8 protein-coding genes and 3 rRNA genes are annotated in these 14,557 nt (G+C 64.7%); 2 read left to right on the top strand and 9 right to left on the bottom strand.

The window, feature by feature from the left end; genetic code table 11:
• Positions 1 to 63: 63 nt before the first annotated feature.
• The 8 genes from FDM97_RS13375 to FDM97_RS13340 all read right to left on the bottom strand — a co-directional run bounded on the left by FDM97_RS13375 (position 64) and on the right by FDM97_RS13340 (position 10,721).
• On the bottom strand, positions 64 to 861 hold the full coding sequence (locus tag FDM97_RS13375; protein WP_137990628.1) for a DUF881 domain-containing protein: 798 nt from the start codon (positions 859 to 861) through the stop codon (positions 64 to 66).
• A gap of 5 nt (positions 862 to 866) precedes the next feature.
• Positions 867 to 1,199 (bottom strand): small basic family protein, encoded by a 333-nt coding sequence (locus FDM97_RS13370; protein WP_015032176.1) that lies wholly within the window; start codon positions 1,197 to 1,199, stop codon positions 867 to 869.
• On the bottom strand, positions 1,196 to 2,125 hold the full coding sequence (locus tag FDM97_RS13365) for a DUF881 domain-containing protein (RefSeq protein ID WP_137990627.1): 930 nt from the start codon (positions 2,123 to 2,125) through the stop codon (positions 1,196 to 1,198). Before FDM97_RS13365 ends, FDM97_RS13370 begins: the two co-directional genes overlap by 4 nt.
• A gap of 100 nt (positions 2,126 to 2,225) precedes the next feature.
• On the bottom strand, positions 2,226 to 4,721 hold the full coding sequence (locus FDM97_RS13360; RefSeq protein WP_137990626.1) for a mannose-1-phosphate guanyltransferase: 2,496 nt from the start codon (positions 4,719 to 4,721) through the stop codon (positions 2,226 to 2,228).
• 116 nt (positions 4,722 to 4,837) lie between these two features.
• Positions 4,838 to 5,446 (bottom strand): CDP-alcohol phosphatidyltransferase family protein, encoded by a 609-nt coding sequence (locus FDM97_RS13355; RefSeq protein ID WP_137990625.1) that lies wholly within the window; start codon positions 5,444 to 5,446, stop codon positions 4,838 to 4,840.
• 146 nt (positions 5,447 to 5,592) lie between these two features.
• A 5S ribosomal RNA gene (gene rrf, locus FDM97_RS13350) occupies positions 5,593 to 5,709 on the bottom strand.
• 79 nt (positions 5,710 to 5,788) lie between these two features.
• Positions 5,789 to 8,909: ribosomal RNA gene (locus tag FDM97_RS13345) — 23S ribosomal RNA — on the bottom strand.
• 286 nt (positions 8,910 to 9,195) lie between these two features.
• Positions 9,196 to 10,721: ribosomal RNA gene (locus FDM97_RS13340) — 16S ribosomal RNA — on the bottom strand.
• Together the 16S, 23S and 5S rRNA genes form the textbook arrangement of a ribosomal RNA operon.
• 679 nt (positions 10,722 to 11,400) lie before the next feature.
• Here FDM97_RS13340 and FDM97_RS13335 point away from each other — a divergent pair.
• Together FDM97_RS13335 and ptsP are read left to right on the top strand one after the other, a co-directional pair.
• Positions 11,401 to 11,850 carry a PTS sugar transporter subunit IIA gene (locus FDM97_RS13335; RefSeq protein WP_137990624.1) on the top strand — a complete coding sequence of 150 codons (450 nt, stop codon included), beginning with the start codon at positions 11,401 to 11,403 and terminating at the stop codon, positions 11,848 to 11,850.
• An 83-nt stretch (positions 11,851 to 11,933) separates the two neighbouring features.
• A complete protein-coding gene (gene ptsP, locus FDM97_RS13330; protein WP_137994796.1) occupies positions 11,934 to 13,604 on the top strand; it encodes a phosphoenolpyruvate--protein phosphotransferase in 1,671 nt (556 codons plus the stop codon).
• Positions 13,605 to 13,660: 56 nt separating this feature from the next.
• Here ptsP and FDM97_RS13325 read toward each other — a convergent pair whose 3' ends face one another.
• Positions 13,661 to 14,536, bottom strand: a complete 876-nt coding sequence (locus FDM97_RS13325; RefSeq protein WP_137990623.1) for a hypothetical protein — start codon at positions 14,534 to 14,536, stop codon at positions 13,661 to 13,663.
• Between the last annotated feature and the right edge of the window lie 21 nt (positions 14,537 to 14,557).

The following is a 14,557-nucleotide window of genomic DNA, read 5'->3' as shown; positions in this document are numbered from 1 at the left end:
CTTGTGGTGCGGCGACCCCCCGCAACGTCTTCCCCTTGTCGCGCGACCGCCATGCGCCCCGCCTCACTGCGAGGACGACTGAGCGTAGTCAGGCCGCTTCGCAGGTCGCAAGGCATCCACAACGATCTTCTCGGACCGGGCCACGGTCGCGGTGGCCTGCTCCTTCTCCAGCGTCTGGACGACTCCACCGGGGATGTTGAGCGCGGGCTCGAGATCCTCGGGCTTGCCGATGACCTTGAAGACGTACGGAGCGGTCACCTTCGTTCCATCAATCTTTATGTCACCACCGGCGCCCGAGAAGTAACTGTCCGCCACCACCCGTACGTCGTTGATCTGGATCGCCTCGGCGCCCGCGGCGCGCAGCTCCTGGATCGCGTCGAGCAGCATGTCCGACTCGACGGCCGCCGCGGCGCCCGCGACGGTCAGCGTGATGCCAGGACCCTCGGCGCCGACGGTGCCGGCCAGGATGCCGAGCTGCCGCTCCTTCTCCTGGGTCTGCTTGCGCGCCTCCTCGGCCTGGTCCGAGCTGGACTCCAGCTCGGTGCGCTGGTTCTCCAGGCGCGTCTTCTCGTCCTCCAGGCGCTGGGTCCGGTCGTCGAGCTCGTCGAGGATGCGGACCAGGTCCTCTTGGCGGGCCCCGCGCAGCGCGCTGTTGTCGCTGGTGGAGCGGACCTGGATGGCGAGGCCCAGGCCGAGGACGAACAGCAGCAGGGCGACGATGAGTTGGGCCCGGCTCACCCGCGGCGGCCACAGCCCGGCGGCCAGCCGCTGCCGCCCCGTCATCTGCTGCTCGGGCGCCACGGCGCCCGACTTGTCCTCGTCCGGGTTCTCCGGGGTGCTGGGATGCACGTCGTTGCTCATCGGCGTCACGCCCGGAACACATGCCGCCGGATGGCGGCCGCGTTGGAGAAGATCCGGATGCCGAGCACGACGACCACACCGGTGGACAGCTGCGCGCCGACGCCCAGCTTGTCTCCGAGGAAGACGATCAGCGCGGCCACGACCACGTTCGACAGGAAGGAGACCACGAAGACCTTGTCGACGAAGATTCCGTCGAGCATGGCACGGAGGCCGCCGAAGACCGCGTCGAGGGCGGCGACCACGGCGATCGGAAGATAGGGCTCGACCACCGCCGGAACCTCGGGCCGGACCAACAGTCCGACCACGACTCCCACGATCAGGCCCAGTACGGCGATCAAGATGTGCCCTTCCCTGTGTCGGCCGTGGCCTGACCGGTGGCCTTGGCCGCCCCGGCTCCCCTCGGCACTGCTGTACGTACGATCAGGCTCGGCGCGGCCGGCAGACGCACCTCGGTCTCGGCCGAGATGCTGGTGCGGATCCCGAAGTTCTCCTGCAGCGCGTGCAGGTACTGCCCGTCGGCGCTGTCCTGGAAGGCCGTGCTCAGCCGCTGCCCGTCCCCCACCGCGAGCACCGTGTACGGCGGTACCAGCGGCTTGTTGTCGACCAGTATGGCGTCACCCGCGGCTCTGATCGCGGACAGCGACGTCAGCCGCTGGCCGTTGATCGCGACGGCCTCGGCGCCCGACTCCCACAGCCCGTTGACGACCCGCTGCATGTCACGGTCGCGGACCCGGCCCGTGTCGGAGAACCCAGTGCTCTCCCTCGGACCTCCGCCGCCCTGATCGGTGCCCTTGGCGTCGTCGACCACGAGCTTCACTCCCGGGCCGTGCACCGGAGTCGCCCCCGAGAGCAGCGCCACGAGCTCCGCCTGGTCACCGCCGTGCTGCTCCAGCGCCCTGCGCTGTCGCTCTCCCACCTCGGCGCGGATCTTCTCGACGTCCTGCTCCAGCTTGTCGGCCGCCGAGGTCTCCGCGTCGATCCGGTCGATGAGCTCCTGCCGCTCCTTGGCGACGACCGGAGCGGAGATCCGCGCCTCCGCGGCGCCCACGGTCACCACGGCCGCGGCCAGCACGAGGCCGGCCGCCAGACCGAGCTTGGCCCGCAGCGTACGCGGCAGCCCGCCGCCCTCCGCCTCGCGCCGGGCCGTGGCCTCGGCGTAGCCGTCGTCGAGCGCGTGGTCGATCACGTTGTTCAGCAGCGACATGGACGCGTCCGGACGCGGGGGTGGTGTTCCGGTGCTCCGAACGGGGTGCTGCTGCGACATGCCGCACATCGTCGCACGTCGGGGGTGCTACCGCCGAATGGCCCCACCGATGAGCCGGGCGGCGTCCGGCGGACACCACCCGGCTCACCCGTCCCATCCGTCAGTGACCTGCGCTGTCCACCACGCTCGACCACTCGTCGAGCAGGGCCTGGGCGGAGGTGTCGTCGGGTCCCTCGGCCCACAGATGGGTGACGGCCTCGGCCGGGTCGGGCAGCACCATCACCCAGCGCCCGTCCGCCTCGACCACGCGTACCCCGTCCGTGGTGTCCACCGACCGGTCCCCGGCCGCCTCCACCACCCGGCGCATCACCAGTCCCTTGACGGCCCACGGCGTCGCGACGTCCCGCCGCAGGACATGCGCCCGCGGGATCCGCGCGTCGATCTGGCTCAGCGTGAGCTGTGTCCGCGCCACAAGCCCGATCAGCCGTACGAACGCGGCGGCACCGTCGAAGACGCTGCTGAACTCGGGAACGATGAATCCGCCGCGGCCGTCGCCGCCGAAGATCGTGGACTCCTCCCGTCCGACCCGGGTCAGATCGTCCGGCGAGGTCGTCGTCCACTCCACCTGAGTGCCGTGGTACGCGGCGACCTGCTCGGCGATCCTCGTGGTCGTCACGGGCAGCGCGACCCGGCCCGAGCGCCGCTCGGCGGCCACCAGGTCGAGCATGACCAGCAGCGAACGGTCGTCCTCGATGATCCGGCCTCGCTCGTCGACGAGCGAGAGCCGCTCGCCCACGGGGTCGAACCGCACGCCGAACGCGGCACGCGCCGAGGCCACGATCTCCCCGAGCCGGACGAGTCCGGCCCGTCGCGCCTCCACCGACTCCGTGGGCCGCGACTCGTCGAGTCCCGGGTTGATCGTCAGCGAATCCACCTGCAGCCGGCCGAGGAGGCTCGGCAGAACGAGCCCCGCACTGCCGTTGGAGGCGTCGACGACGACCTTGAGCCCGGCCTCGGCGATCCCGGAGATGTCGACGTTCCGCAGCAGGGAGCCGGTGTACGAGTCGAAGACGCTCGCCGGGAAGGAGAGGTCGCCGATCTCCCCGGGGAACGCCCGCCGGTACTCCTGACGTGCGAAGACCCGGTCCAGCTTCCGCTGTCCGGCCTGCGAGAGATCCGCCCCTCGCTCGTCGAAGAACATGATGTCCACGGAGTCCGGCACACCGGGGGTGGTCCGCAGCATGATCCCGCCGGCGCTTCCCCGGGCGGTCTGCTGCCGCGCCACCGGCAGCGGCACGTTCTCCAGGTCACGTACGTCGATGGCGCTGGCCTGCAGCGCGGAGATCACCGCGCGCTTCAGGGCGCGGGCACCCCTGGAGTGGTCACGCGCGGTGGTGACCGTCGAGCCCTTCTTCAGCATCGTGGCGTACGCGCCGGCGAGGCGTACGGCCAGCTCGGGCGTGATCTCCACGTTGAGGATCCCGGAGACGCCACGCGCCCCGAAGAGGTGGGCCTGGCCGCGGGACTCCCAGATGACGGAGGTGTTGACGAAGGCGCCGGCCTCGATGGTCTTGAAGGGGTAGACCCGGACGTTGCCCTGGACGATCGATTCTTCACCGATCAGGCACTCGTCGCCGATGACGGCCCCGTCCTCGATCCGGGCGGCCCGCATGACGTCGGTGTTCTTGCCGATCACACAGCCGCGCAGATTGCTCTGCTGACCGATGTAGACGTTGTCGTGGACGACGGCCTTGTGAAGAAACGCGCCGCTCTTGACGACCACGTTCGAGCCGATGACGGTGTGCTCGCGAATCTCGGCGCCGGCCTCCACCTTGGCGTAGTCGCCGATGTAGAGCGGCCCGCGGAGCACGGCGTCGGGGTGGACCTCGGCCCCTTCCGCGATCCAGACTCCGGGCGAGATCTCGAATCCGTCGAGCTCGACCTGGACCTTTCCCTCGAGCACGTCGGCCTGCGCCTTGACGTAGCTCTCGTGGGTGCCGACGTCCTCCCAGTAGCCCTCGGCGACATAGCCGTAGATCGGCTTGCCTTCCTTCATGAGCTGCGGAAAGACATCACCCGACCAGTCGACCGACACGTCTGCCTGGACGTAGTCGAAGACCTCGGGCTCCATGACGTAGATGCCCGTGTTCACCGTGTCGGAGAAGACCTGCCCCCAGGTCGGCTTCTCCAGGAAGCGCTCGACCTTTCCTTCCTCGTCCACGATGGTGATGCCGAATTCCAGTGGATTCGGCACACGCGTCAGACAGACGGTGACCAGTGCGCCTTTCTCCTTGTGGAAGGCGATGAGGTCGGTGAGGTCGAAATCGGTGAGTGCGTCTCCCGAGATGACGAGGAAGGCGTCGTCCTTCAGTGCCTCCTCGGCGTTCTTCACACTGCCGGCGGTGCCGAGCGGTTTTTCCTCGTTGGCGTACGTGAGCTCCATACCGAGCTCCTCGCCGTCACCGAAGTAGTTCCTGACGAGCGAGGCGAGAAACTGCACGGTGACAACGGTCTCGGTGAGACCGTGCCGCTTGAGCAGTCGCAGGACATGCTCCATGATCGGCCGGTTTGCCACCGGCAGGAGAGGCTTGGGCATGCTCGAGGTCATCGGGCGAAGTCGTGTTCCTTCGCCACCGGCCATCACGACGGCCTTCATGTCGGAAGCGTCCTCCTTGAAGAGACGACGGTCCTGCCGACTTCACCTGTCCGCTCAGTGGCCCTCGGGCGTCCTCGTTCATGCCGGCGACGTTGCTCGGCACAGGACAGACGGGCTCAATCGGCCGGGGTATCCGCCTTCACGAGTCGGCGGACCTGGACCACGTAGAGGATCCCTGCCCACCAATAGAGAGTTGTACCCCATCCGGCGAAGGCCCACCCGAAAACTTCGGCGAGTGACGAAAGCCAGCCCGTTCCGTCACTGAGCAGCAGCAGAGGGAAGGCGTACATCAAGTTGAAAGTCGCAGCTTTACCCAGGAAGTTCACCTGCGGCGGCGGATAGCCGTGCCGGCGGAGGATTCCCACCATCACCAGCAACATCAGCTCGCGCGCCAAAAGGGCGATGGTCAGCCAGAGCGGCAGGATCTCCCGCCAGGTGAGCCCCACCAGGGTGGAAAGGATGTACAGCCGGTCGGCGGCAGGATCGAGGAGCCGGCCGAGGCTGCTGACCTGGTTCCAGCGCCGGGCGAGCTTCCCGTCGAGATAATCGCTGACGCCGCTGAGCATCAGGACGAGCAGGGCCCAGCGATCGCTGTTGGGGCCGCCGAACTCGGGACGGAGAATCAGCCACAGGAACAGAGGCACACCCGCGAGGCGAGCCATGCTGAGGATGTTGGGGATGGTGAGGACCCGGTCCGTCTGAACGCGAGTCTCCTGGACCTCCACCCGGGGGCCTCCTGTGGGAACGTGCCGATGATGCCCCCTGACCCTACCCTCAGCCACGACGGAGCCGTGCACAGGGGTCGAACATTCCTCTGAACGCAAAAATGCCTCAACCCCCGGACAAGGTCCAGGGGTTGAGGCTAAAAATTGTTCGGCGGCGTCCTACTCTCCCACAGGGTCCCCCCTGCAGTACCATCGGCGCTGAAAGGCTTAGCTTCCGGGTTCGGAATGTAACCGGGCGTTTCCCTAACGCTATGACCACCGAAACTCTATGAAGTTGAACCGCCGCACCCCGCAGGGGGCGTGTTCGTTACTTCAGAACTAACACAGTGGACGCGAGCAACTGAGGACAAGCCCTCGGCCTATTAGTACCGGTCAGCTCCACCCATTACTGGGCTTCCACATCCGGCCTATCAACCCAGTCGTCTACTGGGAGCCTTACCCTCTCAAGGAGGTGGGAATACTCATCTCGAAGCAGGCTTCCCGCTTAGATGCTTTCAGCGGTTATCCCTCCCGAACGTAGCCAACCAGCCATGCCCTTGGCAGGACAACTGGCACACCAGAGGTTCGTCCGTCCCGGTCCTCTCGTACTAGGGACAGCCCTTCTCAATATTCCTACGCGCACAGCGGATAGGGACCGAACTGTCTCACGACGTTCTAAACCCAGCTCGCGTACCGCTTTAATGGGCGAACAGCCCAACCCTTGGGACCGACTCCAGCCCCAGGATGCGACGAGCCGACATCGAGGTGCCAAACCATCCCGTCGATATGGACTCTTGGGGAAGATCAGCCTGTTATCCCCGGGGTACCTTTTATCCGTTGAGCGACGGCGCTTCCACAAGCCACCGCCGGATCACTAGTCCCGACTTTCGTCCCTGCTCGACCCGTCGGTCTCACAGTCAAGCTCCCTTGTGCACTTACACTCAACACCTGATTGCCAACCAGGCTGAGGGAACCTTTGGGCGCCTCCGTTACCCTTTGGGAGGCAACCGCCCCAGTTAAACTACCCATCAGACACTGTCCCTGATCCGGATCACGGACCGAGGTTAGACATCCAGCACGACCAGAGTGGTATTTCAACGGCGACTCCACCATGACTGGCGTCACGGCTTCAAAGTCTCCCACCTATCCTACACAAGCCGAACCGAACACCAATATCAAACTGTAGTAAAGGTCCCGGGGTCTTTCCGTCCTGCTGCGCGAAACGAGCATCTTTACTCGTAGTGCAATTTCACCGGGCCTATGGTTGAGACAGTCGAGAAGTCGTTACGCCATTCGTGCAGGTCGGAACTTACCCGACAAGGAATTTCGCTACCTTAGGATGGTTATAGTTACCACCGCCGTTTACTGGCGCTTAAGTTCTCAGCTTCGCCCTGTCGAAACAGAGCTAACCGGTCCCCTTAACGTTCCAGCACCGGGCAGGCGTCAGTCCGTATACATCGCCTTACGGCTTCGCACGGACCTGTGTTTTTAGTAAACAGTCGCTTCTCGCTGGTCTCTGCGGCCACCCCCAGCTCACGGAGTAAATCCGATCACCAGTGATGGCCCCCCTTCTCCCGAAGTTACGGGGGCATTTTGCCGAGTTCCTTAACCATAGTTCACCCGAACGCCTCGGTATTCTCTACCTGACCACCTGAGTCGGTTTAGGGTACGGGCCGCCATGAAACTCGCTAGAGGCTTTTCTCGACAGCATAGGATCATCCACTTCACCACAATCGGCTCGGCATCAGGTCTCAGCCTTAATGTGTGACGGATTTGCCTATCACACGGCCTACACCCTTACCCCGGGACAACCACCGCCCGGGCTGGACTACCTTCCTGCGTCACCCCATCGCTTACCTACTACCACCTTGGGTCAGCGGCTCCACCACTCCCCTTTGCCCGAAGGCTCCGGGGCGGCTTCACGGCCTTAGCATTAATGGGCTCGATATTGGGCGTTTCAAAGCGGGTACCGGAATATCAACCGGTTGTCCATCGACTACGCCTGTCGGCCTCGCCTTAGGTCCCGACTTACCCTGGGCAGATCAGCTTGACCCAGGAACCCTTAGTCAATCGGCGCACACGTTTCTCACGTGTGTATCGCTACTCATGCCTGCATTCTCACTCGTGAACCGTCCACAACTCGCTTCCGCGGCTGCTTCACCCGGCACACGACGCTCCCCTACCCATCACAGCGGGCGTTGGCCCTATTGCTGCAATGACACGACTTCGGCGGTACGCTTGAGCCCCGCTACATTGTCGGCGCGGAATCACTTGACCAGTGAGCTATTACGCACTCTTTCAAGGGTGGCTGCTTCTAAGCCAACCTCCTGGTTGTCTCTGCGACTCCACATCCTTTCCCACTTAGCGTACGCTTAGGGGCCTTAGTCGATGCTCTGGGCTGTTTCCCTCTCGACCATGGAGCTTATCCCCCACAGTCTCACTGCCGCGCTCTCACTTACCGGCATTCGGAGTTTGGCTAAGGTCAGTAACCCGGTAGGGCCCATCGCCTATCCAGTGCTCTACCTCCGGCAAGAAACACACGACGCTGCACCTAAATGCATTTCGGGGAGAACCAGCTATCACGGAGTTTGATTGGCCTTTCACCCCTAACCACAGGTCATCCCCCAGGTTTTCAACCCTGGTGGGTTCGGTCCTCCACGAAGTCTTACCTCCGCTTCAACCTGCCCATGGCTAGATCACTCCGCTTCGGGTCTTGAGCGTGCTACTGAATCGCCCTATTCGGACTCGCTTTCGCTACGGCTTCCCCACACGGGTTAACCTCGCAACACACCGCAAACTCGCAGGCTCATTCTTCAAAAGGCACGCAGTCACGACCCACATCCGAAGATGTGAGCGACGCTCCCACGGCTTGTAGGCACACGGTTTCAGGTACTATTTCACTCCGCTCCCGCGGTACTTTTCACCATTCCCTCACGGTACTATCCGCTATCGGTCACCAGGGAATATTTAGGCTTAGCGGGTGGTCCCGCCAGATTCACACGGGATTTCTCGGGCCCCGTGCTACTTGGGTGTCTCTCAAACGAGCCGTATGAATTTCAGCTACGGGGGTCTTACCCTCTACGCCGGACCTTTCGCATGTCCTTCGCCTATCCATACGGTTTCTGACTCGTCTCACAGCCGGCAGACTGTGAAAGAGAGATCCCACAACCCCGTATGCGCAACCCCTGCCGGGTATCACACGCATACGGTTTGGCCTCATCCGGTTTCGCTCGCCACTACTCCCGGAATCACGGTTGTTTTCTCTTCCTGAGGGTACTGAGATGTTTCACTTCCCCTCGTTCCCTCCACATGCCCTATGTGTTCAGGCATGGGTGACAGCCCATGACGACTGCCGGGTTTCCCCATTCGGAAACCCCCGGATCAAAGCCTGGTTGACGGCTCCCCGGGGACTATCGTGGCCTCCCACGTCCTTCATCGGTTCCTGGTGCCAAGGCATCCACCGTGCGCCCTTAAAAACTTGGCCACAGATGCTCGCGTCCACTGTGTAGTTCTCAAGCAACGACCAGCCACCCACCACCCCACCACAACGTGGCGAGTTCACTGGGGCCGGCATCGCGAAGATACAAACCTTACGGCCGTACCCTCAGACACCCAACAACGTGCCAAGCGTGAGCCACCCTCCGTGTTCTCCGTTCCACGCCGAAGCAGTACTGGAAGAACCATCAGGTCACTCACGCCAACTAATCAACGTTCCACCCATGAGCTGACCGTGCGAGACGTTTGCTCGCAATCGGTACTGTGCTCCTTAGAAAGGAGGTGATCCAGCCGCACCTTCCGGTACGGCTACCTTGTTACGACTTCGTCCCAATCGCCAGTCCCACCTTCGACAGCTCCCTCCCACAAGGGGTTGGGCCACCGGCTTCGGGTGTTACCGACTTTCGTGACGTGACGGGCGGTGTGTACAAGGCCCGGGAACGTATTCACCGCAGCAATGCTGATCTGCGATTACTAGCAACTCCGACTTCATGGGGTCGAGTTGCAGACCCCAATCCGAACTGAGACCGGCTTTTTGAGATTCGCTCCGCCTCGCGGCATCGCAGCTCTTTGTACCGGCCATTGTAGCACGTGTGCAGCCCAAGACATAAGGGGCATGATGACTTGACGTCGTCCCCACCTTCCTCCGAGTTGACCCCGGCGGTCTCCTGTGAGTCCCCATCACCCCGAAGGGCATGCTGGCAACACAGGACAAGGGTTGCGCTCGTTGCGGGACTTAACCCAACATCTCACGACACGAGCTGACGACAGCCATGCACCACCTGTATACCGACCACAAGGGGGGCACTATCTCTAATGCTTTCCGGTATATGTCAAGCCTTGGTAAGGTTCTTCGCGTTGCGTCGAATTAAGCCACATGCTCCGCTGCTTGTGCGGGCCCCCGTCAATTCCTTTGAGTTTTAGCCTTGCGGCCGTACTCCCCAGGCGGGGAACTTAATGCGTTAGCTGCGGCACCGACGACGTGGAATGTCGCCAACACCTAGTTCCCAACGTTTACGGCGTGGACTACCAGGGTATCTAATCCTGTTCGCTCCCCACGCTTTCGCTCCTCAGCGTCAGTAATGGCCCAGAGATCCGCCTTCGCCACCGGTGTTCCTCCTGATATCTGCGCATTTCACCGCTACACCAGGAATTCCGATCTCCCCTACCACACTCTAGCCTGCCCGTATCGGATGCAGACCCGGGGTTAAGCCCCGGGCTTTCACACCCGACGTGACAAGCCGCCTACGAGCTCTTTACGCCCAATAATTCCGGACAACGCTTGCGCCCTACGTATTACCGCGGCTGCTGGCACGTAGTTAGCCGGCGCTTCTTCTGCAGGTACCGTCACTTTCGCTTCTTCCCTGCTGAAAGAGGTTTACAACCCGAAGGCCGTCATCCCTCACGCGGCGTCGCTGCATCAGGCTTTCGCCCATTGTGCAATATTCCCCACTGCTGCCTCCCGTAGGAGTCTGGGCCGTGTCTCAGTCCCAGTGTGGCCGGTCGCCCTCTCAGGCCGGCTACCCGTCGTCGCCTTGGTGGGCCATTACCCCACCAACAAGCTGATAGGCCGCGGGCTCATCCTTCACCGCCGGAGCTTTCAACCAGCTTCCATGCGGAAGCCGGTGTTATCCGGTATTAGACCCCGTTTCCAGGGCTTGTCCCAGAGTGAAGGGCAGATTGCCCACGTGTTACTCACCCGTTCGCCACTAATCCACCCCGAAGGGCTTCATCGTTCGACTTGCATGTGTTAAGCACGCCGCCAGCGTTCGTCCTGAGCCAGGATCAAACTCTCCGTGAATGTTTACCGGTTATCCGGTGCACACCACGAGAGCGGAACGACCGGTCGGAATAGGACCAGTCGTTCACAGCGTCCTCGCTGTGTTGTTGCCTACCCGCCGCATGGGCCGGTAGGACTTTCAAAGGAACCTCGCCATCCGAAGATGGACGGGGTATCAACTAATCTGGCGTTGATTTTTGGCACGCTGTTGAGTTCTCAAGGAACGGACGCTTCCTTCGTACTCACCCTCTCGGGCTTTCCTCCGGGCTTTTCCCTTCGGTCTTTCGTGTTTCCAGCTTAGCAGATCCGTTTTCCGTTTCCGCCACCCGCTGGAGCGGGCTTGCCGTGTCGGGAATTCGCTTTTCGCGCTTTCCCTTGCGGCGGGGTCAAACACTACCAGGCTTTCTCGCTCCCCCCGACCACCCCTCCGCAGGCATGCAGAGGTGTAGACCACTGGGGTTAGGATCTGGCTTGATAGGTGCTGCCGACCCACGACCCAAAGTCGCGTTGGGGTCAGGCAGGAGTACGACAGTACATCTCACCGCCAGCAGAGGCAAATCGTTTCCGGCTAGTCCCTAGGTCCGCCAACTGGTACGTCTCGTGCGGAACTAGGACTTCATATGACTTACGCTTCTGAGCAGTACGCCGTCCAGGACAGGCAGTGACGGCGCCACCAATCTCCGCCCCTGGGAGGCTTCCCATGACAACCGTGACGTCGCCACTTGCTGGACGCGCCATCGGTCTCGCCGCAGTACCCGACCCGGTCTTCTCCGGTGCGATGGTCGGTCCCGGCACCGCCATCGATCCCGTACGTGAGCCCTCGGAGGCCGTGTCGCCGGTCGACGGCGTCATTGTTTCTCTGCACCCGCACGCGTTCGTCGTCGTCGACGGCGAGGGGCACGGTGTGCTGACGCACCTCGGGATCGACACCGTTCAGCTCAACGGGCAGGGCTTCGAGCTGCTCGTGAACAAGGGTGACAACGTGACGCGCGGACAGTCGATCGTCCGCTGGAACCCGGCCGAGGTCGAGGCCTTGGGCAAGTCCCCCATCTGCCCCGTCGTGGCCCTGGAGGCCACGGCCGACTCCCTCTCCGATGTCGTCGACAGCGGCGACGTGAAGGCCGACGACCAGCTCTTCGGCTGGAACTGATGCCGGCGTCGTCCTCGGGGCGACCGGCAGTTCGACATTCATCGCGGCGGCCGGGAGCCGTCGCTCTATCGGAGACGGGTGAGATGGAGACAACGCTGCGAGGCGTCGGCGTCAGCCACGGAGTGGCGATCGGCGAGGTTCGGCACATGGGTACCGCGGTTCTCGAGCCGCCCGCCAAGCAGATTCCCGCCGAGGAGGCGGAGCGCGAACAGGGGCGCGCCCGCCAGGCTGTGGAAGCTGTGGCTGCCGACCTGATTGCGCGCGGCAATCTGGCCGGTGGCGAGGCTCAGCATGTGCTCGAGGCCCAGGCCATGATCGCCCAGGACCCGGAGCTCATCGCCGATGTCGACCGCCGGATCGCGGTCGGCAGCACGGCCGAGCGCGGTATTTACGATGCCTTCTCCCACTACCGCGAGCTGCTCGCGGGCGCGGGTGAGTACATGGCCGGGCGTGTCGCCGACCTCGACGACGTCCGGAACCGCATTGTCGCGCGTCTGCTGGGTGTGCCGATGCCGGGCGTGCCGGACAGTGACGAGCCGTACGTGCTGATCGCGCGGGACCTCGCTCCCGCGGACACCGCGCTGCTCGACCCGACGCTGGTCCTCGGTTTCGTGACCGAGGAGGGCGGGCCGACCAGCCACAGCGCGATTCTCGCGCGGGCGCTGGGCGTGCCGGCCGTGGTGGCGCTGCCGGGCGCGGGCGAGATCGGCGAGGGCACGGTGGTCGCGGTGGACGGTTCCACCGGTGAGATCTTCGTGAACCCGAGCAAGGAGAAGAAGGCGCAGCTGGCCGCGGCCGCTGCCGAGCGCAAGGCCGCGCTGGCCGCGTCCAGTGGTCCCGGTGCGACCTCGGACGGGCACAAGGTGCCGCTGCTCGCCAATGTCGGCGGTCCGGCGGATGTGCCGGCCGCGGTGGAGGCGGGCGCCGAGGGTGTCGGTCTGTTCCGTACGGAGTTCCTCTTCCTGGACGACAGCAGGAAGGCTCCGTCGGAGGAGAAGCAGATCGAGGCGTACCGCAAGGTTCTCGAGGCGTTCCCCGAGGGGCGCGTGGTCGTGCGTGTGCTGGATGCCGGTGCGGACAAGCCGCTCGACTTCCTGACGCCGGCGGACGAGCCGAACCCGGCTCTGGGTGTGCGCGGGCTGCGGACGCTGCTCGACCACCCGGAGGTGCTGCGGACGCAGCTGACCGCGCTGGCGAAGGCCGCCGCGGGTCTGCCGGTGTACCTCGAGGTCATGGCGCCGATGGTGGCCGACCGTACGGACGCGAAGGCCTTCGCCGACGCGTGCCGTGAGGCGGGGCTGCAGGCGAAGTTCGGTGCGATGGTGGAGATCCCCTCCGCCGCTCTGCGGGCTCGCTCGATCCTGCAGGAGGTGGAGTTCCTGTCGCTGGGCACCAACGACCTGGCGCAGTACACATTCGCCGCCGACCGTCAGGTCGGTGCGGTGTCGCGGCTGCAGGACCCGTGGCAGCCGGCGCTGCTCGACCTGGTGGCGCTGTCCGCCGAGGCGGCCAAGGCCGAGGGCAAGAGCTGTGGTGTCTGTGGTGAGGCCGCTTCGGATCCGCTGCTCGCCTGTGTGCTGACGGGTCTGGGTGTCACCTCTCTGTCGATGGGTGCCGCGTCGATTCCGTACGTGCGGGCGACGCTCGCGAAGTACACGCTGGCGCAGTGCGAGCGCGCTGCCGCCGCGGCTCGCGCGGCGGACACCGCCGAAGAGGCCCGTGTGGCCGCGCAGGCGGTGCTGTCCGGGGAGTAGTCCGGATCGCTTGGTTGTGAAGGGGCTCCCGCCGTACGGCGGGAGCCCCTTCGTCGTCAGCGCTCGGGAGCGAGCGGGAAGCCGGCGCGGTAGTCGACGCCGGGTTCCGGGGCGAGGGGTTCTCCGGTGCGGGCGTCGGTGCAGTAGGCGTTGAAGACCTCGGCCTCGGTGAGGGGCAGCAGGGTGCCCTGGGTGAGGCGCCAGCCGTGGAGGCGGTCGCGGGCGCCCGGGTTGGTGGTGCGCATGACCACTCCGCCGGGGCTCTCGCGGGCGATGCCGACGGCGAGGACGGTGACGAACTCGGCTGCCTCGCTGCTGTCGAGCCGGGCGGGGCCGTCGTCGTCGCAGAGGGCCTGGAGGATGGCGAGGAGTTGCTCGTCGTCGGCGGGGACGCTGCAGACGACGTGGTGGGTGCCGGGGCCCGCGGCTTCGAGGAGTCGCATGAGCAGGCGGGAGGCCTGGTCGAAGGCGGCCCTGCCGATGTCCTCCCCGCAGGTGGCGCAGTCGCCGGTGTCGGCGAGGAGCGTCGTCGCGTACTCCCAGGTGGCGCGGCGGACGGCGGTGTCGATGAGGGTGGGGACGAGGGTGGTCATCGGCTGGCCGGTGTAGGGGACGCGGGCGCCGGTGGCGGCGAGTTCGGCGGTGTACCGGCTGCGGCTGGCGGGCCGGTCGGGGTCGATGCCGGTTTCCTCGCAGTACTCCTCGTACTCCTCGGGGTCGAAGAGGGTGACGGTGGTGTGGCCGCCCTGGGCGGAGAGTGCCTTGAGGAGGCCTTCGACCTGGTGGAGGTAGGTGGGGTGGTCGTCGAACGTGAAGGTGTCGTACCTGCGCATGGCGGCGAAGTCGTCCTCGTCCGCGAGCAGGCCGACCGTGCTGGGTACTTCGCGGCGCAGTGCGCGGCGCATGGTCGTGGTGGTGCCGGGCTGTGTCATGTCTCCCCCTGAGCGCTGTCG

The sequence above is a fragment of the Streptomyces vilmorinianum genome, assembly GCF_005517195.1.
Taxonomy (GTDB): Bacteria; Actinomycetota; Actinomycetes; order Streptomycetales; family Streptomycetaceae; genus Streptomyces; species Streptomyces vilmorinianum.
This window is presented reverse-complemented; position numbering and strand designations above follow the sequence as displayed.

Excerpts from the sequence above, each read along its gene's own strand:
- FDM97_RS13375 (WP_137990628.1), bottom strand. The coding sequence starts at position 861 with ATGAGCAACGACGTGCATCCCAGCACCCCGGAGAACCCGGACGAGGAC.
- FDM97_RS13365 (WP_137990627.1), bottom strand. The coding sequence starts at position 2,125 with ATGTCGCAGCAGCACCCCGTTCGGAGCACCGGAACACCACCCCCGCGT.
- FDM97_RS13360 (WP_137990626.1), bottom strand. The coding sequence starts at position 4,721 with ATGAAGGCCGTCGTGATGGCCGGTGGCGAAGGAACACGACTTCGCCCG.
- FDM97_RS13335 (WP_137990624.1), top strand. The coding sequence starts at position 11,401 with ATGACAACCGTGACGTCGCCACTTGCTGGACGCGCCATCGGTCTCGCC.
- ptsP (WP_137994796.1), top strand. The coding sequence starts at position 11,934 with ATGGAGACAACGCTGCGAGGCGTCGGCGTCAGCCACGGAGTGGCGATC.
- FDM97_RS13325 (WP_137990623.1), bottom strand. The coding sequence starts at position 14,536 with ATGACACAGCCCGGCACCACCACGACCATGCGCCGCGCACTGCGCCGC.